Source organism: Streptomyces sp. NPDC047117, assembly GCF_040643545.1.
Classification (GTDB): Bacteria; Actinomycetota; Actinomycetes; order Streptomycetales; family Streptomycetaceae; genus Streptomyces.
In genome coordinates, this window is sequence record NZ_JBEYUN010000013.1 from 205,774 (window position 1) to 223,913 (window position 18,140).

Annotated in this window: 21 protein-coding genes; 15 read left to right on the plus strand and 6 right to left on the minus strand. The window is 72.3% G+C overall.

Going from position 1 to position 18,140, the window contains the following annotated elements:
* Window positions 1–4: 4 nt before the first annotated feature.
* On the minus strand, window positions 5–565 hold the full coding sequence (locus ABZ840_RS25070) for a helix-turn-helix domain-containing protein (protein ID WP_361562421.1): 561 nt from the start codon (window positions 563–565) through the stop codon (window positions 5–7).
* Window positions 566–699: 134 nt separating this feature from the next.
* On the opposite strand from ABZ840_RS25070, the gene ABZ840_RS25075 reads away from it, so the two are divergent.
* The 12 genes from ABZ840_RS25075 (at window position 700) to crcB (ABZ840_RS25130) (ending at window position 9,094) form a co-directional block, all read left to right on the plus strand.
* Window positions 700–2,109, plus strand: coding sequence for an MFS transporter (locus ABZ840_RS25075; protein ID WP_361562422.1), 1,410 nt, complete (start codon window positions 700–702; stop codon window positions 2,107–2,109).
* Window positions 2,110–2,274: 165 nt separating this feature from the next.
* Complete coding sequence (locus tag ABZ840_RS25080; protein WP_361562424.1) at window positions 2,275–3,825, plus strand: sodium:solute symporter; 1,551 nt, start codon at window positions 2,275–2,277, stop codon at window positions 3,823–3,825.
* Window positions 3,826–3,838: 13 nt separating this feature from the next.
* The gene (locus tag ABZ840_RS25085; protein WP_361562426.1) at window positions 3,839–4,468 is read left to right on the plus strand and encodes a sigma-70 family RNA polymerase sigma factor; all 630 of its coding nucleotides are present in this window, start codon (window positions 3,839–3,841) and stop codon (window positions 4,466–4,468) included.
* Window positions 4,465–4,740, plus strand: coding sequence for a hypothetical protein (locus tag ABZ840_RS25090; protein ID WP_361562428.1), 276 nt, complete (start codon window positions 4,465–4,467; stop codon window positions 4,738–4,740). Before ABZ840_RS25085 ends, ABZ840_RS25090 begins: the two co-directional genes overlap by 4 nt.
* Window positions 4,741–4,948: 208 nt before the next feature.
* Window positions 4,949–6,058, plus strand: coding sequence for a YhjD/YihY/BrkB family envelope integrity protein (locus ABZ840_RS25095; protein WP_361562429.1), 1,110 nt, complete (start codon window positions 4,949–4,951; stop codon window positions 6,056–6,058).
* Window positions 6,059–6,097: 39 nt separating this feature from the next.
* Complete coding sequence (locus ABZ840_RS25100) at window positions 6,098–6,550, plus strand: phage holin family protein (RefSeq protein WP_361562431.1); 453 nt, start codon at window positions 6,098–6,100, stop codon at window positions 6,548–6,550.
* On the plus strand, window positions 6,547–6,990 hold the full coding sequence (locus tag ABZ840_RS25105) for a DUF3618 domain-containing protein (RefSeq protein WP_361562433.1): 444 nt from the start codon (window positions 6,547–6,549) through the stop codon (window positions 6,988–6,990). The genes ABZ840_RS25100 and ABZ840_RS25105 overlap by 4 nt, the downstream gene beginning before the upstream one ends.
* The gene (locus ABZ840_RS25110) at window positions 6,987–7,253 is read left to right on the plus strand and encodes a DUF4235 domain-containing protein (protein ID WP_361562435.1); all 267 of its coding nucleotides are present in this window, start codon (window positions 6,987–6,989) and stop codon (window positions 7,251–7,253) included. The genes ABZ840_RS25105 and ABZ840_RS25110 overlap by 4 nt, the downstream gene beginning before the upstream one ends.
* A gap of 119 nt (window positions 7,254–7,372) precedes the next feature.
* Complete coding sequence (locus ABZ840_RS25115) at window positions 7,373–7,558, plus strand: DUF6381 family protein (RefSeq protein ID WP_361562536.1); 186 nt, start codon at window positions 7,373–7,375, stop codon at window positions 7,556–7,558.
* 290 nt (window positions 7,559–7,848) lie between these two features.
* The gene (crcB, locus tag ABZ840_RS25120; RefSeq protein ID WP_361562437.1) at window positions 7,849–8,334 is read left to right on the plus strand and encodes a fluoride efflux transporter CrcB; all 486 of its coding nucleotides are present in this window, start codon (window positions 7,849–7,851) and stop codon (window positions 8,332–8,334) included.
* Window positions 8,331–8,723, plus strand: a complete 393-nt coding sequence (locus ABZ840_RS25125) for a DUF190 domain-containing protein (RefSeq protein WP_361562439.1) — start codon at window positions 8,331–8,333, stop codon at window positions 8,721–8,723. Before crcB (ABZ840_RS25120) ends, ABZ840_RS25125 begins: the two co-directional genes overlap by 4 nt.
* On the plus strand, window positions 8,720–9,094 hold the full coding sequence (gene crcB, locus ABZ840_RS25130; RefSeq protein WP_361562441.1) for a fluoride efflux transporter CrcB: 375 nt from the start codon (window positions 8,720–8,722) through the stop codon (window positions 9,092–9,094). The genes ABZ840_RS25125 and crcB (ABZ840_RS25130) overlap by 4 nt, the downstream gene beginning before the upstream one ends.
* A gap of 42 nt (window positions 9,095–9,136) precedes the next feature.
* Here crcB (ABZ840_RS25130) and ABZ840_RS25135 read toward each other — a convergent pair whose 3' ends face one another.
* Complete coding sequence (locus ABZ840_RS25135; protein ID WP_361562443.1) at window positions 9,137–10,576, minus strand: SPFH domain-containing protein; 1,440 nt, start codon at window positions 10,574–10,576, stop codon at window positions 9,137–9,139.
* A 102-nt stretch (window positions 10,577–10,678) separates the two neighbouring features.
* A complete protein-coding gene (locus ABZ840_RS25140) occupies window positions 10,679–11,194 on the minus strand; it encodes a hypothetical protein (RefSeq protein ID WP_361562445.1) in 516 nt (171 codons plus the stop codon).
* 227 nt (window positions 11,195–11,421) lie between these two features.
* On the opposite strand from ABZ840_RS25140, the gene ABZ840_RS25145 reads away from it, so the two are divergent.
* On the plus strand, window positions 11,422–11,793 hold the full coding sequence (locus tag ABZ840_RS25145; protein ID WP_361562447.1) for a hypothetical protein: 372 nt from the start codon (window positions 11,422–11,424) through the stop codon (window positions 11,791–11,793).
* Between the two features lie 4 nt (window positions 11,794–11,797).
* Here the strand turns inward: ABZ840_RS25145 and ABZ840_RS25150 are convergent, their stop codons facing one another.
* From ABZ840_RS25150 to ABZ840_RS25160, 3 genes are all read right to left on the minus strand, one after another.
* Window positions 11,798–12,799 carry a PP2C family protein-serine/threonine phosphatase gene (locus ABZ840_RS25150; protein WP_361562537.1) on the minus strand — a complete coding sequence of 334 codons (1,002 nt, stop codon included), beginning with the start codon at window positions 12,797–12,799 and terminating at the stop codon, window positions 11,798–11,800.
* Between the two features lie 309 nt (window positions 12,800–13,108).
* Complete coding sequence (locus ABZ840_RS25155; protein WP_361562449.1) at window positions 13,109–15,166, minus strand: phosphocholine-specific phospholipase C; 2,058 nt, start codon at window positions 15,164–15,166, stop codon at window positions 13,109–13,111.
* A 399-nt stretch (window positions 15,167–15,565) separates the two neighbouring features.
* Window positions 15,566–15,898: a DUF6479 family protein gene (locus ABZ840_RS25160; protein ID WP_361562450.1), complete on the minus strand. Its 333-nt coding sequence runs from the start codon at window positions 15,896–15,898 to the stop codon at window positions 15,566–15,568.
* A 367-nt stretch (window positions 15,899–16,265) separates the two neighbouring features.
* Between ABZ840_RS25160 and ABZ840_RS25165 the strand changes: the two genes are divergently transcribed.
* Together ABZ840_RS25165 and ABZ840_RS25170 are read left to right on the plus strand one after the other, a co-directional pair.
* Window positions 16,266–17,054, plus strand: coding sequence for a SigB/SigF/SigG family RNA polymerase sigma factor (locus tag ABZ840_RS25165; RefSeq protein WP_361562452.1), 789 nt, complete (start codon window positions 16,266–16,268; stop codon window positions 17,052–17,054).
* Between the two features lie 55 nt (window positions 17,055–17,109).
* Window positions 17,110–18,126 carry an iron-containing redox enzyme family protein gene (locus tag ABZ840_RS25170; RefSeq protein ID WP_361562453.1) on the plus strand — a complete coding sequence of 339 codons (1,017 nt, stop codon included), beginning with the start codon at window positions 17,110–17,112 and terminating at the stop codon, window positions 18,124–18,126.
* Window positions 18,127–18,140 lie beyond the last annotated feature (14 nt).

Consider the following 18,140-nt stretch of genomic DNA (forward strand, 5'->3'; position numbering starts at 1 on the left):
CACCTCAGGCGGTGATACCGGCCTGGAAAACGTCGGTCGCCAGGTCCGCGTCCAGGCCGCAGGCCACGGAGGTGGTGAGCCCGCAGATGACGGCGCGCAGGTCCTCGACGGTGAGGGCCGGGCGCAGCGCGCCGTCCGCGATCCAGGTGCCGTGCAGGGCGACGAGGCGCGGCACCAGGTCGCTCTGCTTGGTGGGCCGCTGGTCCGCGGGGAGTTCGGAGAGCAGGGAGCGGAGCTCGGCGCCGCTGCCCTGGAACACGGCGGCCAGGCGGCGGAGGAACTCCCGGAGTGCCGCCGCCGCGCCGTCCTTCTCCAGGGTCTCCTCGGCGGCCGCGAGGCACCGTTCGAAGCGGCGTGCGGCGATGGCCCCGACCATGGCGTCCTTCGAGGCGAAGACCCGGTAGACCGTGGCCACGCCGACGCCGGCGCGCTCGGCGATCTGTTTCATCTGCACGTCCTTGCCGTGCCGGGTGAACAGCTCCTCCGCGATCTCGACGATCCGGTCCTGGTTGCGCCGGGCGTCCGCGCGCAGCACTTTGGTCGCCTTCGCCTCTGCGGCCGACATGTGACGCTCCTCACTTCCATCCGCACCTACGGAACCGGAACTCCGGTTCGGGTAAGTTCTCATCGGATCCGGAATTCGGGTTCTGGACAGGGTACTTACCCCCACGCGCGTGGGGCAACGAGATGTGAGGAGCCATGACCACGACGCAGACGGCGAGCACCGGCTCGCCCGCCGAGGCACCATCCGCCCGCCCGGGCGTGGCAACGGCCAGGCTCGTGGCGCTGGCCATGGGCTTCGTCATGGCCACGCTGGACGCCACCGTCGTCAACGTGGCGGGCGTGAGCATCAAGGACCGGCTCGACGCGAGCCTGTCCCAACTCGCCTGGGTGGTCGACGGCTACGTCCTCACCTTCGCCGCCTTCCTGCTCCTCGGCGGTTCCCTGGCCAACCGGGTGGGCGCCAAGAAGGCCTACTCGTGGGGCATGGGGCTGTTCGTCCTGGCCTCGCTGGCCTGCGGTCTGGCGCCCTCCGCCGAGGTGCTGATCGCGGCCCGGCTGCTGCAGGGCGTCGGGGCCGCGCTGTTCATGCCCAGCTCCCTCACGCTGCTCGTGCTCTCCTTCCCGGACAAGGCCGAACGGGCCCGGATGCTCGGCATCTGGACGGCGATCGTCTCCACCGCCACGGGGCTCGGCCCGGTGGTGGGCGGTGTGATGGTGGAACTCCTGGGCTGGCGCAGCATCTTCCTGCTCAACCTGCCCCTCGGGCTGATCGGCCTCGTCCTCACCGCGCGCCTGATCCCCGCACCGGACCCGGCGCCGGGCACCTCCGCCGTCACCGGTCATCTGCTCAGCTTCGCGACCCTCGCCGCGGCGTGCTTCGCGCTCATCGAAGGCGGGTCGTACGGCTGGACTTCGGCCGTCATCCTCGCGGCGGGCGCGGCGGCCGTGCTCTGCGGCGCGCTCTTCGTCGTGCACGAGCGGCGCGCCGGCACCCCCGTCATCCCGCGCGCGCTCTACGGCGACCCCCGCTTCTCGGCCGCCAACGCCATCGGGTTCCTGCTCAACGTCGGGCTGTTCGGCGGCTCGTTCATGCTGAGCCTCTACCTGCAGCAGGGGCGCGGCGCGTCACCGTTCGCCGCGGGCCTGCAGCTGCTGCCGGTCATGGCGGTGATCCTGGTGGGCAATCTGACCTTCTCCCGGCTCTCCCAGAAGTACACCGCCAGGAGCCTGCTGCTCGCCGGCTTCTCCGTGGCGGCCGTGTGCGCGCTCGCGCTGGTCACGGTCTCCGCCGCCATGCCGTACTGGCTGCTCGCCGGCCTCATGGTGATCGCGAACTTCTGCGTCGGCATGATTGTTCCGGCCTTGACCGCGTCGATGATGGAGGCGGCCGGGGCGCAGCAGGCCAATATCGCGGGCGCCGCGCTCAACGCCAACCGGCAGATCGGCGCGCTCGTGGGCATCGCCCTCATGGCCGTCCTGCTCGGCGGGTTCGACTCGGTCCACCGCGGTGCCGCCGCCTCCTTCCTCGTCATCGGCCTCGCGTACGCCCTCTCCGCGCTGCTCACCTGGCGGTTCGTCCGGACCCCCGCCGAGCCCGCCGCCTGACGCGCCCCGCCGTGCGGCCGGTGCTCCGCGCGCCGGTCGGAAGACCGGCCCGTTGCTTCTGTATTGCGGAATCAAGATTCCGAAATTTGTTGCACGGGTCGGTCAGTACGTCTACCGTCCTGCATCGGGGAGCCCGCGCGGCGGGTCGGACAGCAGAGGTGGCGGATGTCCTTCAACAGTGCGTTCGTCGCCTTCGCCCTGCTCGTGGCCGGTGTCGTCGGCGCCGCGGGGCTGCTGGCCCGCCGGTCGGCCCCCGCCGAACTGCCGCACCCCGCCGGCTGGGCACTCGCCGGGCGCGAGCTGGGCACCGGCCGCGTCGCCGTCCTCCTCGGCGGCACCGTCTACACGGCCTACACGGTCGTCGCCGTACCCGGACTCACCTACAGCACGGGCGGGTTCGGGCTCTACGCCCTGACGTACACCCTGCTCCTCACACCCGTCGCGCTGGTCGTGCTGCCCCGGTTCCGCGACCTGGCGAGCCGCCACGGCCTGGTCACCACCGCGGACCTGGCGCTCGCGCGGCACGGGTCGCACGCACTCGCGCTGGCGGTCGCGGTCACCGGGGTCGTGGCCGCGATGCCCTACCTCGCACTCCAGGCCGTCGGCCTGGAAGCCGCGCTGCGCGCCATGGGCGTCAGCCCCACGGGCGCGACCGGCGTGCTGTCCATCGTGGTGGTGTTCGCGGTCTTCTCCGCCGTACTGCTCCCCGGCGGACTGCGGCACGGTGTCGTCTTCGCCTGCTTCAAGGCCGCGTTGCTCATGGGAACCCTGGCCGTGGCGCTGTTCCTGGTCGCCCGGCACACGGCCGGCCCGCGACAGGTGTTCGCCGAGTCCGCCCGGCGGCTGGCCGCCGACCACCTCTCCCTGGTCACGCCGCCGAGCTCGTACTCCGCGTACGCCACGCTCGCCCTCGGCTCCGTCCTGGCGCAGCTGATGTACCCGCACCTGCTCACCGTGGCGCTGGCCGCGCGCAGCGCCGACACCGTCCGCCGCGCGACCCTGGCGCTGCCGCTGTGGACCGGCTCGCTCGGCCTCTTCGCCTATCTCGGCTTCGTGGCGCTCGCGCTGGGGGTGAAGACCCCGGCGGGCCACGCGGAACTGGCGGTGCCGGCGCTCCTCACCCGGCTCGTCCCGCACTGGCCGGCCGGACTCCTGCTGGGAGCCCTCGCCGTCGCGGCGCTCGTGCCGGCCGCGGTGATCTCCATCGGCATGGCGACCCTGGTGGCGCGCAACATCTACAGCGAGTTCTTCAACCCGACGGCGACCCCGAAGCACGAGGTGCGGGCGGCCCGGTTCGCCGCCGCCGTGCTCACCGCCGGTGCGCTCGCCTTCGCGCTGTCCCTCCCTCCGCAGGACGCGATCAACCTCCATCTGCTGGGCGGCGTCTGGATCGTCCAGACCGCGCCCGCCGTCGGCCTCGCGCCGTTCACCCGCTGGTTCCACCACCGGGCGCTGCTCGTGGGCTGGGCGGTGGGCATGGCGGTGGGGACGGGGATGACCGTGCGCGGCGGCTTCGCGTCCGTGACCTACGTCGGGATCGGCCCGGTCGGCCTTCCCGTGTACGTCGCCGTCACGGCGCTCGTGGTGAACCTGCTCGTGGCCGTGGCCCTGACCGTGCTGTTCGACCGGATCGGTGTGCCGCGCAGGAGCGAGGCCCTGACCGAGCCCGGCGCCCGGCGGCGCAAAGGCTCCCCGTTCGCCGTACGGGTCGACTGAACAGGAGCACAGGATGCACTCCCTCACCCATGAGATGCACGGTGGCCCGTCCGCCGGGGACTCCCCTGTGAACGGCTGCACGGCGGTGGACGACGGGCTGCCGGAGCCGGACCAGCCGTCCTCCCGGGAACCGCTCGACCTGACCGAAGCGGACCGGGACGCCGCCATCGCCCACCTCTTCGAGACGCACTATCAGGGCCTGCTCAGGCTGGCGGTCCTGCTCGGCTCCGCGGGCGAGGCCGAGGACGTGGTGGCCGAGGCGTACTACCAGCTGCACCGCCGCTGGCACCGGCTGCGGACCCCGCAGGCCGCACTCGGCTACCTCAGATCGACCGTGTGCAACCTCTCCCGTATGCGGCTGCGGCACCTGCGCGTCGTCAGGCGGTACGCCCAGCGGCACGTCGAGAGGGTGGTGCCGTCCGCCGAGAGCCAGGTCCTCGTGCGGGACGAACACCGGCTGGTGAACGAGGCGTTACGGTCCCTGCCGGGCCGTCAGCACCAGGTGCTCGTCCTGCGGTACTGGCTCAACCTCAAAGAGGCGGAGATCGCCCGGACCCTGGGCATCTCGACGGGCGCGGTGAAGGCCCACGCCTCCAGAGGCATGGCCAGGATGAGCCGGATCATGAAGGGAGCCGCCGGATGAACCGGACCCCGCCCTCCGCCGAAGAGCGGCTGCGCTCCGCGCTCCTGGGCGTCGCCGAGACCGTCCAGCCGTCTCCCGACGCCTACCGCCACGCCCGGCGGCACTGGCGGCGCAAGGAGTGGCGACGCCGCGCCGTCCTGGCCGCGGTCGTGCTGCTGCTCGCCGTCCTCGCCTGCGCGGCCGGTCTGTGGGCGCTCTCCGGAGCCGCCTCGGACGGACATGTGATCTTCGGGGGCGAGGTTACCCGCGAGATGCCCACAGGGCTGCCCTGATCAGCCGGTCCGCACGTGGCGAGGCCGGCACAGCGGAACAGCGGACCGGCATCGCGGAGCAATGGCCCGCGGAGGCCGCGTACCGGCCTCCCGTCACCCGTTCGGTGGAGTCGCGGCAGCGGGGTTTCCCCGCGTGGATCAGTGGTCACCGCCGTGCCCGTACGCACCGGACCCGTTTCGGTTCGGGGCGGGCGGTAACCCACGACGTATGGCACCGATATCGCGACCGGGGGGCCGGGAGGGCCCCACTCATCGCGCCGGCGACGGTCCCGGGGAGCCGACCGCCCGGGTACCCGCGGCGCGGCAGGAGGCAGGCGCGGCACCGACTCCGGGCCCCGACCCGCTGGTGAAGCGGCGGGAACCGGACGAGCTGACCGCCCTGCCGAAGAAGTCCTGGTGGGCCGTGCTGCGCGGCACGGTCAAAGAGGTCAAGGGCGATGAGCTGACCGACCGGGCCGCGGCGCTGACGTACTACGGGGTGCTGTCCTTGTTCCCCGCGCTGCTCGTCCTGGTCTCCCTGCTGGGGCTGGTGGGGGAGTCGGCCAGCCGCAAGGTGGTGACCACGCTCCAGCAACTGGCACCCGACTCCGTGCGACAGATCATCAGCAATGCCGTGCAGCAGTTGCAGGGCAACGCCGGGGTCGGCTCGCTGATCGCGGTGGTCGGCCTGCTGGGCGGTGTCTGGACGGCCTCGGGCTACGTGGCGGCGTTCATGCGCAGCTCCAATGTCGTGTACGACATGGCCGAGGGCCGCCCGATGTGGAAGGTGCTGCTGGGGCGACTGGGCCTTACGGTGGTACTGATGTTGCTGGCTCTCCTCAGCGCGCTCATCGTGGTCTTCACCGGCGGAATCGCCCGGCAGGTCGGCGACATGCTGGGCGTGGGAGCCATCGCGCTGACGGTGTGGTCGATCGCCAAGTGGCCGGTGCTGCTGATACTGGTCACGACGATGATCGCGATCCTCTACTGGGGCGCGCCCAATGTGAAGGGCCGCGGCCTGCGGTGGGTCACCCCGGGCAGCGCCCTCGCCCTGGTCATCTGGCTGGTGGCCTCCGGCGGATTCGCCGTGTACGTGGGGAACTTCTCCTCCTACAACAAGACCTACGGGACCCTCGCCGGCGTGATCATCTTCCTCGTCTGGCTGTGGATCACCAATCTGGCCATCCTGCTCGGCCTGGAATTCGACGCCGAGATGGCACGCGAACGGGCCGTCGCCGGTGGCCACCCCCAGGGCGACGAGCCGTACGTCGAGCCGCGCGACACCACCGCGTGGAGTGAGGAGGAACGCGAACGGGCCGAGAACCCGGGCGAAGTCTGATCCGCACAGGACGCGGCCAGGAAAGGCAGTTGATCGGTGATGAGTACTTCTGAGGACCGGGCGGTACGTCCCGGTACGTATCCGGACACGCCCCCGCGACCGCAGCACACCGAGGAGTCGGTGGGCGAGCTGGTCTCCCGCGCCTCGCATCAGCTCTCCCAGCTGGTGCGCGAGGAGATGCAGTTGGCGCAGGCGGAGATGGTGCGCAAGGGCAAACGATTCGGCATCGGCGGCGGGCTGTTCGGCGGCGCGGGCGTGGTCGGATTCCTCGCGCTGGAGGCGCTGGTGGTCACCGCGATCGCGGCACTCGCGCTGGTACTGCCGGTCTGGGCGTCGGCCCTGATCATTACCGGCGTGCTCCTCGCGCTGGCCGGGATCCTGGCGCTGGTCGGCAAGAAGGAGATCGGCCGGGCGACCCCGCCGACGCCACAGGAGGCGATCGCCGGCATCAAGGCCGATGTCGCCGAGGTGAAGGAGAAGGCGCACCGATGACCGAAACCCAGGGCAGGAAAGAGTCCGCTTCCCTCACGCCGGAACAGCTCCGGGAGCGTGTGGAGCACACCCGCGAGGAGCTGGGCCGGACGGTGGAGGAGCTGGCCGCCAAGGCGGACGTGAAGACGCGGGCGAAGGAGAAGGCCGGCGAAGCCAGGGCGAAGGTGCGGGGCAAGGCCGGCGACGCCAAGGCCAAGGTCCGGGGTGCCGTCGGGCATTCGCGCGCGCGGGCCCAGGACGGCTCGGCCCACGCCGCGGAGCGCGGCCCCGTCCCGGCACTGGCCGTGAGCGCCGCCGCTGCCGTCCTCATCTGGCTGCAGGTCCGCCGGCACGGCCGCGGTCACAAGGCCGGCGCCCGGACCGTCGCCGTCCGCAGCGGCCGCCCGCGCGGCCCGGTCGGGTCCCGCCGCTGCGGCAGCCGCACCAGGAGGTTCCGATGAACGCAGCGAAGGTCGTGTACACGCCGGTCGGCGTGGCACTGGGCGCCTGCAGCGGCATGATCGCGGGCGCGCTGTTCAAGCAGGCGTGGAAGCGCCTCGGGCACGAGGGGGACACCCCGAGCGCCAGAGACGAGGAGCGGACCTGGCAGGAAGTGCTGCTGGCAGCCGCGCTGCAAGGCGCCATCTTCGCCACGGTCAAGGCCGCGATGGACCGCAGCGGCGCCACCGCCACCCGCCGCCTGACCGGCACCTGGCCCGGCTGACGGCCGGGCTCCCCGGATGCGGGGCGGCCGCAGAGCTGATTCGCTGAAAGGGCCCGCGTCCTCCCGGGCGCGGGCGTCTCGGACGTGGTGTCTCGGACGGGCAAGGAGTGATCATGGGTATGGACGGTGAGGTCGGCGGCCGGATCCGGCAGATGCGGGACAAGGCGAAGGAGCTGTCGGAGGCCGCGGAGCGGACCGGCGATCCGCAGGACCGCAAGCGGCTCCAGGAGAAGGCCCGCAAGCTGGAGAGCCAGGCGGAGCAGGAGTCGAGCATGGGCAGCGGGGACATCTTCCCGATGCAGTGACCCGCGTACGGACATCGTGACCTCGTGCGGTCGCGTCCGCCCTCCCGTCCGCGGAGGGCGGACGCGTGCGTGAGCGGGGGCCGGCCGCGGACGGGCGGGCGGGACGCCGGACGGGCGGCCGGTAGGCTGGGGGGAGCGGTGATCCCCGGATCCCGCGCGGCGGTGGGGCCCGCCGTACCCGAACCGCGGCAGCGACGCCGCCAACGGTCCCTGCTTGCGACGCGCGCCGGCGCGCCGCGTGCCTGTGGCACGCGCGGCCGCCGGCGCCCCCGGCGAGTAGGAGACAGCACGTGCCAGAGCCCCACCCCACCACGCTGAACGAACCGGTCGACCCCGGCACCGGCCCGCGCGCCCCGAAGCGGACCGCCGTACGCGGACACCGGCAGGGCCCCGTCGTGGCCGCCGTCGCGCTCGGCGGTGCCGCCGGGGCCGTCGCGCGCTACGGTGCCTCGCTCCTGTGGCCCACGCCGCCCGGCGCCTTTCCCTGGACGACGCTGCTCGTCAACGCGCTGGGCTGCGCCGCCATCGGCGTCCTCATGGCGGTGCTCGCCGCGGCCCCGTCGGCGCACCGGCTGGTCCGGCCGTTCCTCGGCACCGGCGTCCTCGGCGGCTTCACCACCTTCTCCACGTACGCGGTGGACATCCAGCGCCTGGTCGAGCACGGCGAGGTCCGCACCGGCCTCGCGTACCTGACGCTGACCCTGCTCACGGCGCTGGCCGCGGTGTGGGCCGCGGCCGTCGCCACCCGGCGCGTCCTGTCCTGGAGGCAGCAGTGACCACCACCCGCTCCGCCCTCCGCCTCACCGTGTTCGTCGGTGAGAGCCACACCTGGCACCACCGTCCGCTGTACTCCGAGGTCGTGCACCGGGCCCATCGCGCGGGCCTCGCGGGCGCCTCGGTCTTCCGCGGCATCGAGGGGTTCGGCGCCTCCTCGGTGATCCATACGAGCCGGCTGCTGTCGTTGAGCGAGGACCTGCCGGTGGCCGTGGTGATCGTCGACGCCGAGGAGCGGATCCGGGCGTTCCTGCCGGAGCTGGAGGAACTGATGACCGAGGGGCTGGCCGTCGTCGACCCGTGCGAGATCGTGCTTCCGGGGACCCCGCGGCGGACGGCCGGCGGCGAGCCCGAGGGCGGCCGGGGCGGCGAAGGGGGCCGCACGCGGTGAACTGGCTGCTCGTGGTCGCCGGGGCCATGGTCGGGGCCCCGCTGCGCTACCTCACCGACCGCGCGGTCCAGGCCCGGCACGACACCGTCTTCCCCTGGGGCACCTTCACCGTCAACGTCGCCGGCTCCCTGATCCTGGGACTGCTGACGGGCGCGGTCGCCGCGGGCGCAGCCTCCTCACAGGTGCAGCTGCTGGTCGGTACCGGCCTGTGCGGCGCGCTGAGCACATACTCGACGTTCTCGTACGAGACGCTGCGGCTGGCCGAGGGCGGGGCCCGCCTCTTCGCCGCGGCCAACGCGGTGGGGAGCGTGGTGGCCGGCCTGGCCGCCGCCTTCGCGGGGGCGGCCGTCGCCCGGGCCGTCTGGGGATAGCCCTCCGAGGGGCGACCGCCGGCCGCCCCTCGGAAGCGGGACTCACTCGGTGATGTCGATCTTCCCATTGGAGGCGGCGGGCTCCGCGGCGGCCGGCGCGGGCACCGGGGCGCCCTGCCGCTCCGTGATCCCCTTCAGGAGACCCGCGAGGTCGACGCCGGTGGTGGAGCCGAGCAGTTCGACGCCCTGCGCGACGTTGTCGGCGACAGCGCGCGGCAGCCGGCCCGCGCCGTCCGTGGAGATCACGGTCAGCTTGTCCACGGCGCTCAGCGGCTCGGACGCCTTGCCGACGACGTCCGGCAGCACCTGCACCAGCATCTGCAGCACCGCGGCGTCCCCGTACTGCGCGAACGCGTCCGCCTTCTTGCGCATGGCCTCGGCCTCGGCGGAACCCTTCGCGCCGATCGCGGCGGCCTCCGCCTCGCCCTCGATGCGCACCGCCTCGGCGAGCGCCGCACGCTGCGCCTTCTCGCCCTCACCGGTGAGCCGCGCCCGCTCGGCCGCCGCCTCGGCTTCCTTGACCAGCCCGATCCGCCGGGCCTCGGCCTCCTGCTCGGCCTGGTAGCGGGCCGCGTCGGCGGGCTTGCGCACCTTCGTGTCCAGCTCGCGGTCGGTCAGCGCGGCCTGGCGCTGCGCCACCTTCTCCTGCTCGGTGAGGACTTCCTGCCGCCGTGCGGCCTCGGCCAGCGGCCCGGCCGCGTCGGCACGCGCCGCGGCCTCGTCCGTCTCGGCCTTGATCTCCGCCTGCCGCAGCGCGAACGTCCGCTGGGCGACGGCGATCTCCTCCTCGGCCTTCAGCCGGGCCTGTTCGGCCGCGCGCCGGGCCACGGCCTCGGCGATGTCGGCCTCCTGCCGGGCGCGGGCGGCCTCGGGCCGGCCGAGGTCCTCCAGGTACGAGCCCTCGGTGGTGATGTCGTGGATCTGGAAGGCGTCCAGCACCAGGCCCTGGCCCGAGAGGCTGGCCTCGGCCTCCTCGGCGACCTGCCCGGCGAACGCGGCCCGGTCCCGGATCACGTCCTCGACCGACATCCGGCCGACGATGGCCCGCAGCGCGCCGGAGAGCACCTCCTGCGTGAACCCGACGATCTCGTCCTGCTGCTGAAGGAACCGCTGGGCCGCCGCGCGGATGCAGTCCTCGGTGCCGCCGACCTTGACGATCGCGACGCCTTCGAGGTTCGCCTTCACGCCGCGCAGGGTCACCGCGCCGCGCACGGCCACGGGGATCTGCCGGCTGGAGAGTGCCAGGGTGAACTTCTGCTGGACGAACGGCACGACGAAGACGCCGCCGCCGACCACGACCTTCTGGCCGCTGTTGTCGGTGAACACCCGGCCCGTCTCGGGGTCGGTGGCCTTCTTGCCGCGCCGGCCGGTGACGATGAACGCCTCGCTGGGCCCGGCGACCTTGTAGCGCGTGATCACGACCAGCGCGAGGAGGACGATCAGGACGACGATGCCGGCCACCGCTGTCAGGACTGGATTCATGTGCATTCCCCCCTGCCCCCGTGGCACGGACGGCAGATCGGTTCGGTCGGAAAGTGGAGAGACTGGTGCAGCGGGAGAGAAGGAGGCGCGCGGAAGCGCGGGTCAGCGCTCGACGGGGCGTACCGCGACCGAGGTGGGGGAGAGCGTGGCCGCCACCCATACCTCGGTGCCGCGTTCCAGGGGCACTTCGCCCTTGGCCGCGAGTTTCACGGGCTGGCCCGCGAGCCGCAGCAGCACCTCGCCGTAGCCGTCGGCCGGGATGGCGGTGACCACCGATCCGGCCGTGCCGAGCAGATCGTCCCCCTGCGGGGTGGCCGCGGTCTGTCCGTGCCTCAGCGCACGGCACAACCGCCAGGTCAGCCAGCCGGCCGCGAGCCCGGCGAGCGTTCCGGCCGCCGCGGCGGCCCCGGCGCCGAGGCCGGTGGTGCCGAGGACGAGCGCGCCCACGAAGCCGAGCATGGACACGAAGCCGGCGACCACCGGCAGCGACAGCACTCCGTCGAGGAGGCCGTCGAGCACGCCGAGGCCGTCGAAGAGCCCTTCCAGTACGCCGTCGAGGACGAGCGAGAGGGCCAGCACCACAATCCCCGCGATGCCGAGACCGAGAAACCAGGCCATCGGAATACCTCCCCCGTTGCGCATTCTCTCCCTGGTCAGCCTCATATTGTCAGATATTGATCGAACAAGTCATTGCCGGAACCCGGCAATGTTTATGCGTTCTTGATGCCGGGTCACCGGCGGTTCGCGGCGCGCGTGGCAGCGGCACATGCCCCTTTCCACGGTCGGGCACGGCGCGTGACGATCGCGTGGCAGGATGCCCGTACCAGTACGGGGCGGGTGGGCCAATGGCAGACATCGAAGAGACTCTGCGGGACATCGTGCGCATCGACGGAGTGCTGGGCGCAGCCGTCGTGGACTACTTCAGCCGGCTGACGCTGGGCGCCGTGGGCAAGGCGGGGCCCGACCTGGAGAAGGCCGCGGTGGGCGATACCGATGTCGTGCGTGCCAAGCTCTTCACCCTCGAACTCCTCGGCTACCGCCAGGAACGCATAGAGGACATCCTCGTCACCCTGGACAGCGAGTACCACCTCATCCGCCCGCTCGTGCGCCGCCGGTACGAAGGCGTCTTCCTCTACCTGGTACTGGACCGCGCCCTGACGGACCCGGAGGTCGCCCGCGGCTGGCTCCGCACGATCGAGGACCGCCTGGAGCTCTGACCCGTCACGTGGTGCGGTAGCGCACCAGGAGCATGGCGGCGTCGTCGTGCAGGGGGCCGCCGGTGTGTTCCACGAGGTCCGCGCGGATGGCGTCCACCGCGGCCTGCGGGTCCGGTTCCTTGAGCAGTCCGGCCCGCTCGTCCAGTGGGTAGAAGCGCCCGTCGCCGTCCCGCGCCTCGGTTACCCCGTCGGTGTAGAAGAGCACTTGGTCGCCGGGGGCGAAGTCGACGTCGTACGGCTCCGGGCCGCCCTCCCCGTGTGCGGTGAGGCCGAGGGGGAGCGCCCGGCGCGGCGGAGTCAGGTACGCCACGGTCCCCTCCGGGCGGGCCACCAGGGGCGCGGGGTGGCCGTAGTTCAGCAGCGTCATCGTGGGGCCCGCGCCCGTCTCGGCGAGCACGGCGGTCACGAACTTCTCGTCCGGCAGGTCCCGTTCCAGGGCGCGTTCGAGCCGGGCGCCGACGGCGGCGAGGTCCGGCTCGTCGTACGCGGCCTCGCGGAAGGCGCCGACGACCACCGCGGCCGTCTCCACCGCCTCCAGGCCCTTGCCCTGTACGTCCCCGATGAGCGCCCGCACGCCGTACGGCGAGGCCACGACCTCGTAGAGGTCCCCGCCGATGCGCGCCTCGGCGACCGCCGAGGTGTAGGAGACGGCCACGCTCAGCCGTCCCGCGCCGCGCGGCACGGGACGCAGCAGGACGCGCTGCGCGACCTCGGCGATGGAGCGGACGTTCGCCAGCTCCGCCTCCCGGCGCCGCCGCATCACCGCGGCCGCCACGCCCGCGACCGTGACCCCGGCGACCGAGAGGAGCGCGGTGTAGCCGCGCTGTCCGGCGAACAGTCCGTCGTACACCCCGAGGACGAGGCAGAGGACGAAGGAGACCACGCCGATCAGGGCGGTCCGCCGCCAGCTGCCGGTCAGTCCGGCGAAGGCAGGCCCCAGGGAGACCAGCGGGAGGAAGCCGGCGTCCGGTCCGGCCGTGAGGTCCACCAGTGCGACCAGGGCCATCACCGCATAGGGGAGGGCGCCGAGGGCCGCCGTGGCGGGATGTACGCGCCCGCTCACCGCTCGTTCCGCTCCGCAGTTCGCTCCACGCGCATCCGCTCCTGCTCGTCAGTCCTCTCAGTGGGGGCGGCCGCGGGGATCGGTTTCACCCGGGGCCGCCGCCAAAGTTACTTTAAGCAACATTTGCACAGTCGAACCAACACATATCCTCCACCGTTACCGAACCGAGGCCGAGATCCCGCCGGGCCGGTGGGGCGTCCGCGGCCCGGCCGCCCGCCCTGCAGGCGGACGGCCGGACGCAGGAGGTACCCGTCAGACGGTGCGGATCGCCGGGTCGCTCACGCCCGCCTCACCGGTCTCCACATGGCCGGCGAACCGGCGGAGGTACGCGGTGTCGGCCTCGGACGTCACCGTCAGGTCGTACCAGCGCTTGGAGGGGCGCAGGTCGACGGTGTGCGTGACGGTGGCGCCCGCCCGGACCTTGAAGGTCTGCGCGGGGCTGCCGTACGCGTCGGCCAGGGTGAGGTCCGCGTCGGTGCGGCCCGGGTTGGTGAACGTCAGTGTCACGTTGCCGGTGGTGGCGTCGTGGCGTGCGGTCACCTCCGGGCCCGCGGTCTTCCCCGGGCCCTTGAAGACGCGCAGGAACCCGTTCGGGCCGAAGACCGAGAGGTCGTACACGTCCTTGGAGTAGGCGGTGTTCCAGGTGTCGGAGACCGGCTTGCCCGCGGCGGCGGTGTACGTCCAGGGGCCGTCGCCGCGGTTCGCGGCGGAGACGTAGAAGGCGGCGCCGGCCTTGTCGCCCCCGCTGAGGGTGAGCGTGTACTTCCCGGCCGCGGCGTCGGCCCTGCCGTCGGCGTACGGGGCGTAGGGCAGCGCCCGGGACGGGCGGGAGCCCTTCTCCTGGCGGGGCAGGGACGGGTCGGCGGGCGGCTTGGGCACGTAGTCGTCGTGCCGGTCGCCGTCCGGCGGGCGGTAGCCCTCGGTGTCCGGCAGCTCGGTCGGCCGCGCGTCGGGGTTGGCGAAGTCGAAGGCCGAGGTCAGGTCGCCGCAGACGGCGCGCCGCCAGGGCGAGATGTTCGGCTCGTGGACGCCGAAGCGGCGCTCCATGAAGCGGATGACCGAGGTGTGGTCGAAGGTCTCCGAGCAGACGTAGCCGCCCTTGCTCCAGGGCGAGAGGACCAGCATCGGCACGCGCTGGCCCAGCCCGTACGGGCCCGCGGCGTAGCCCTTGCCGCCCTTGTAGAGGTCCGGGCCGACGTCCACGGTGGAGAGGCCCTGGGAGGCGGAGGACGGCGGGTACGGCGGCACGACGTGGTCGAAGAAGCCGTCGTTCTCGTCGTAGGTGAGGAACAGCGCCGTCCTGCTCCACACCTCCGGGTCGGAGGTGAGCGCGTCCAGCACCTGGGAGACGTACCAGGCGCCGTAGTTCGCCGGCCAGTTGGGGTGCTCGGTGAACGCCTCCGGCGCCACGATCCAGGAGATCTTCGGCAGCTTCCCGCCCTTGACGTCGGCCTTGAGCTGGTCGAACATGCCGTCGCCCTGCTTGATGTTCGTACCCGTGCGGGCCTTGTCGTACAGCGGGTCGCCGGGCTTGGCGTTGCGGTACTGGTTGAAGTACAGCAGCGAGTTGTCGCCGTACGTGCCCCGGTACGCGTCGTCGATCCAGCCCCACTTGCCGTCCGCGTCGAGCCCGTCGCCGATGTCCTGGTAGATCTTCCAGGAGACGCCGGCCTTCTCCAGCCGCTCGGGGTAGGTGGTCCAGCCGTACCCGGCCTCCTCGTTGCCGAGGACCGGACCGCCGCCGGCGCCGTCGTTGCCGGTGTAACCGCTCCACAGGTAGTAGCGGTTGGGGTCGGTGGAGCCGATCAGCGAGCAGTGGTAGGCGTCGCAGACGGTGAAGGTGTCGGCGAGCGCGTAGTGGAACGGGATGTCCTCGCGCGTCAGATACGCCATCGTGGTCGCCGACTTGGCGGGTATCCACTGGTCGTACTTGCCCTCGTTCCACGCCTTGTGGCTGCCGGCCCAGTCGTGGTTGAGGTCCTGGATGAACTGCAGACCCAGGTTGTCGGCCTCCGGCCGGAACGGCAGTACCTCCTTCGTGCCGTCCGACTGGTGCCACACCGGCTTGCCGCTGGGCAGATTCACGGGCCGCGGGTCGCCGAAGCCGCGTACGCCGCGGAGCGAGCCGAAGTAGTGGTCGAAGGACCGGTTCTCCTGCATCAGGACGACGATGTGCTCGACGTCCTCGATGGTGCCCGAGCGGTGCTGGGCCGGGATCGCGGCGGCGCGGGCGAGGGAGCCGGACAGCGCGGTGAAGGCGGCGGTGCCTCCGGCGAGTTGCAGGAAGCGGCGGCGGTCCAGATGCGGCATGGGCAGGTGACCTCTTCGTCGGTGGGGGGTGGACGAGGCGCATGGTGCGCAGGGCAATTCTTGCGGCGTACGAGGACGCAGCGAAACCCCGTCTCACGATCATTGCGTGACGAAGAGATGCCGATGACCCGACCGTGGGGCGAACGGCCCGTGCTCGGGGGGCGACGGTCAGGCGCAGGCGGCTGTCCGTGTGCCGGCGGACGACGGCCGCTGAATGATGGCCGCTCCGGGACAGGCGCTCTGCTGGAGAGAGAAATTCAGGTGAGTGCCCACGGGGAAATGGGCCGGCCGCGATATTCACCCGTCCGGCGGAACGGGCGGGCATGACCGAGAGCGGCCGGTCACGTTTTCCGTGAGCGGCCGCTCAGGGGGCGGGTGGCGACACCGCGGCCCGCGGTGTCAGCCGTTACCGAAGGAGCCGCTGTGGCCTTCCTGCCATTTCGGGGGTTCGCCGTCGGAGGGGCGGGTGCCGCGGGTCTGGTCGAACTCGTACGGCATTCGACGGTGACCGTCGGCGGTCACTTCGTCACCCGTACGCATTCCCGTTTCGTACCCGCCTGCCGTAGGCGTGCTGGGCTGATTCGGGGCCGGCTGAGAACGTCGGCGCTTGCGCCGCAGGCCGTATCCCACGGCGCCGATGAGCAGGAGCACGACGACGAGGCCCACCACGAACGGACCGATGCCGACGAGCAGGTCTCGGTTGGGAGCCGCCAAGGACTCGTAGCTGGTCATGTCCGCCGGGTACCCGCGGGAACCGGAATCGACACGTGTCACACATTTGGACCAGCGCGGAATTCCGGGGCCGGGACCGGAGGTACGCCGGGCGGTACCGGAGTGACCCCCGTCGAAGCAGTAGGACGAGCGGTGCACAAAGCCGTGTCCGCGTGCGCCGGGCGGCGAAGTGAGAAAATGTGGGCAGCGAACCGAGGGTTCGCCGCCGGGCGGTCCCGGGCCTGTTCGGGTGCCTGGCCGAGGGATTCGGAAACGAGTGTTTCAGTCGGAAAGTAAAAACTCTCCGGCGGTCGGGGCACGGGCGGTCATGCACATTCGTTCATGGCGATTCCGCCGGTGCCGGAATCCCGACCGGAAGGGAAGAGCCATGGCTGCCTCCACCGCGCTCCGCCGCCATCCGGATACCCCGGACACCGACGCCGCATTCGCCCGAATGGCCACGCTTCCGGACGGCCCGGTCAGGAAGCGGCTGCGCGAGGAGATCGTCTGCGGCTGGCTGCCGATGGCCAACCGGCTCGCCCGCCGCTACAGCGGCCGCGGCGAGACCGAGGAGGACCTGCGGCAGGTCGCCGCGGTCGGCCTGCTCAAGGCCGTCGACCGGTTCGACGCCGCCTCGGGCACGCCCTTCCCGGCGTACGCGATCCCCACCATCCTCGGTGAGCTGCGGCGGCACTTCCGGGACGACCTGTGGGCCGTCCATGTGCCCCGCCGGACCCAGGAGCTGCGGGCCACCGTCCACCAGGCGCGCGAGCAGCTGGAATTCCGCAACGGCACCGCCACCCTCACCATCGGCGACCTGGCCGAGCACACCGGGCTCTCGAAGGAGGACGTGGTGCTCGGGCTGGAGGCCCAGGGCGCGTACACCGCGCTGTCGCTGGAGTGCCCCATGAGCACGGACGCGGGCCACTCCTTCCACCTCGCCGACTTCCTGGGGGACGAGGACCCGGAGCTGGAGCTGGTCGAGGAGCGGCTGTGCGCGGCGCCCGTCCTGCGGGCCCTGCCGCAGCGCGAGCGGATCATCCTCTACCTGCGGTTCTTCCGTGACATGACACAGAGCCAGATCGCCGAGGAGGTCGGCATCTCGCAGATGCACGTCTCCCGCATCCTCCAGCGCTGCTGCCGGCTGGTGCGGGTCGAGGTGACACCACGGGCCTGAGGGGCACTCGGCGGCGGTGCCCGTCACCGACCACGTTCAGGGGTGGAGAACAGCGATGAGAGACGAGCGGACCGGGCCCGGACTGCCGCAGGACCGGGGGCCGGTCTCGGCAGCCATGACCGGCGCGCTGCGGGACGGCGGCCCGCCGGCCGTGGAGGACGACGCGGCCGCCGCGGCGGATCCGTACGGCGACGACCTGCAGCTGGCGCTGTACGTGGCGTACGAACTCCACTACCGCGGCTTCGCGGGCGTCGACCCCGAGCGCGAATGGGACCCGGAGCTGCTGCGCTTCCGGGCCGTACTGGAACGGCGCTTCCTCGACGCGCTGCGGGCCGACGCCACCGTGCACACGAGCGCGGCGGACGCCCTGGCCGGGCTGCTCGTCGAACCGGTCGGCGGAGACGGCGTCTCCCCTGTACTGGAGCGCTCCGGCACCCGCTCCCAGCTGCGCGAATACGCCGCCCAGCGGAGCCTTTACCACCTCAAGGAGGCCGACCCGCACGCCTGGGTGCTGCCGCGGCTGTGGGGCCGGGCGAAGGCGGGCATGGCGGCGGTGGAGTTCGACGAGTTCGGCGGCGGGCGGCCCGAGCGGGTGCACGCCCGGCTCTTCGCCGACCTGATGACGGACCTCGGCCTGGACACCACGTACGGGCGCTACCTCGACGCGGCCGGCGCGGAGATGCTGGCCGTGGTCAACCTGATGTCCCTCTTCGGGCTGCACCGGGCGCTGCGCGGGGCGCTGGTCGGGCACTTCGCCGCGGTGGAGGTGGCCTCCTCGCCCGCCTCCCGCCGGCTGGCCGGGGCGATGCGACGGGCCGGCGCGGGCCCGGCGGCCGAGTTCTTCTACACCGAGCACGTCGAGGCCGACGCCGTGCACGAGCAGGTCGTCCGGCACGAGGTCGTCGACGGTCTGCTGGCGGCCGAGCCGCATCTGGACCGGGACATCGCCTTCGGGATCGACGCCACCGGCTTCCTGGACGACCGCTTCGGCGAACGGCTCCTGAGCGCCTGGCGGGCGGGGGAGTCGTCGCTGCGGGTGGCCATCGAACCGGACCTCGTCCACGTGCCGTGACGCGGCCCGGTGCC

What these genes read in the sequence shown, in the direction of transcription:
- ABZ840_RS25075 (WP_361562422.1), top strand. Translation starts at nt 700, where the DNA reads ATGACCACGACGCAGACGGCGAGCACCGGCTCGCCCGCCGAGGCACCA.
- ABZ840_RS25105 (WP_361562433.1), top strand. Translation starts at nt 6,547, where the DNA reads ATGACCGAAACCCAGGGCAGGAAAGAGTCCGCTTCCCTCACGCCGGAA.
- ABZ840_RS25115 (WP_361562536.1), top strand. Translation starts at nt 7,373, where the DNA reads ATGGACGGTGAGGTCGGCGGCCGGATCCGGCAGATGCGGGACAAGGCG.
- ABZ840_RS25070 (WP_361562421.1), bottom strand. Translation starts at nt 565, where the DNA reads ATGTCGGCCGCAGAGGCGAAGGCGACCAAAGTGCTGCGCGCGGACGCC.
- ABZ840_RS25170 (WP_361562453.1), top strand. Translation starts at nt 17,110, where the DNA reads ATGAGAGACGAGCGGACCGGGCCCGGACTGCCGCAGGACCGGGGGCCG.
- ABZ840_RS25140 (WP_361562445.1), bottom strand. Translation starts at nt 11,194, where the DNA reads ATGGCCTGGTTTCTCGGTCTCGGCATCGCGGGGATTGTGGTGCTGGCC.
- ABZ840_RS25165 (WP_361562452.1), top strand. Translation starts at nt 16,266, where the DNA reads ATGGCTGCCTCCACCGCGCTCCGCCGCCATCCGGATACCCCGGACACC.
- ABZ840_RS25145 (WP_361562447.1), top strand. Translation starts at nt 11,422, where the DNA reads ATGGCAGACATCGAAGAGACTCTGCGGGACATCGTGCGCATCGACGGA.
- ABZ840_RS25135 (WP_361562443.1), bottom strand. Translation starts at nt 10,576, where the DNA reads ATGAATCCAGTCCTGACAGCGGTGGCCGGCATCGTCGTCCTGATCGTC.
- ABZ840_RS25090 (WP_361562428.1), top strand. Translation starts at nt 4,465, where the DNA reads ATGAACCGGACCCCGCCCTCCGCCGAAGAGCGGCTGCGCTCCGCGCTC.
- ABZ840_RS25100 (WP_361562431.1), top strand. Translation starts at nt 6,098, where the DNA reads ATGAGTACTTCTGAGGACCGGGCGGTACGTCCCGGTACGTATCCGGAC.
- ABZ840_RS25160 (WP_361562450.1), bottom strand. Translation starts at nt 15,898, where the DNA reads ATGACCAGCTACGAGTCCTTGGCGGCTCCCAACCGAGACCTGCTCGTC.
- ABZ840_RS25150 (WP_361562537.1), bottom strand. Translation starts at nt 12,799, where the DNA reads ATGGCCCTGGTCGCACTGGTGGACCTCACGGCCGGACCGGACGCCGGC.
- ABZ840_RS25095 (WP_361562429.1), top strand. Translation starts at nt 4,949, where the DNA reads ATGGCACCGATATCGCGACCGGGGGGCCGGGAGGGCCCCACTCATCGC.
- ABZ840_RS25080 (WP_361562424.1), top strand. Translation starts at nt 2,275, where the DNA reads ATGTCCTTCAACAGTGCGTTCGTCGCCTTCGCCCTGCTCGTGGCCGGT.
- ABZ840_RS25085 (WP_361562426.1), top strand. Translation starts at nt 3,839, where the DNA reads ATGCACTCCCTCACCCATGAGATGCACGGTGGCCCGTCCGCCGGGGAC.
- ABZ840_RS25155 (WP_361562449.1), bottom strand. Translation starts at nt 15,166, where the DNA reads ATGCCGCATCTGGACCGCCGCCGCTTCCTGCAACTCGCCGGAGGCACC.
- ABZ840_RS25110 (WP_361562435.1), top strand. Translation starts at nt 6,987, where the DNA reads ATGAACGCAGCGAAGGTCGTGTACACGCCGGTCGGCGTGGCACTGGGC.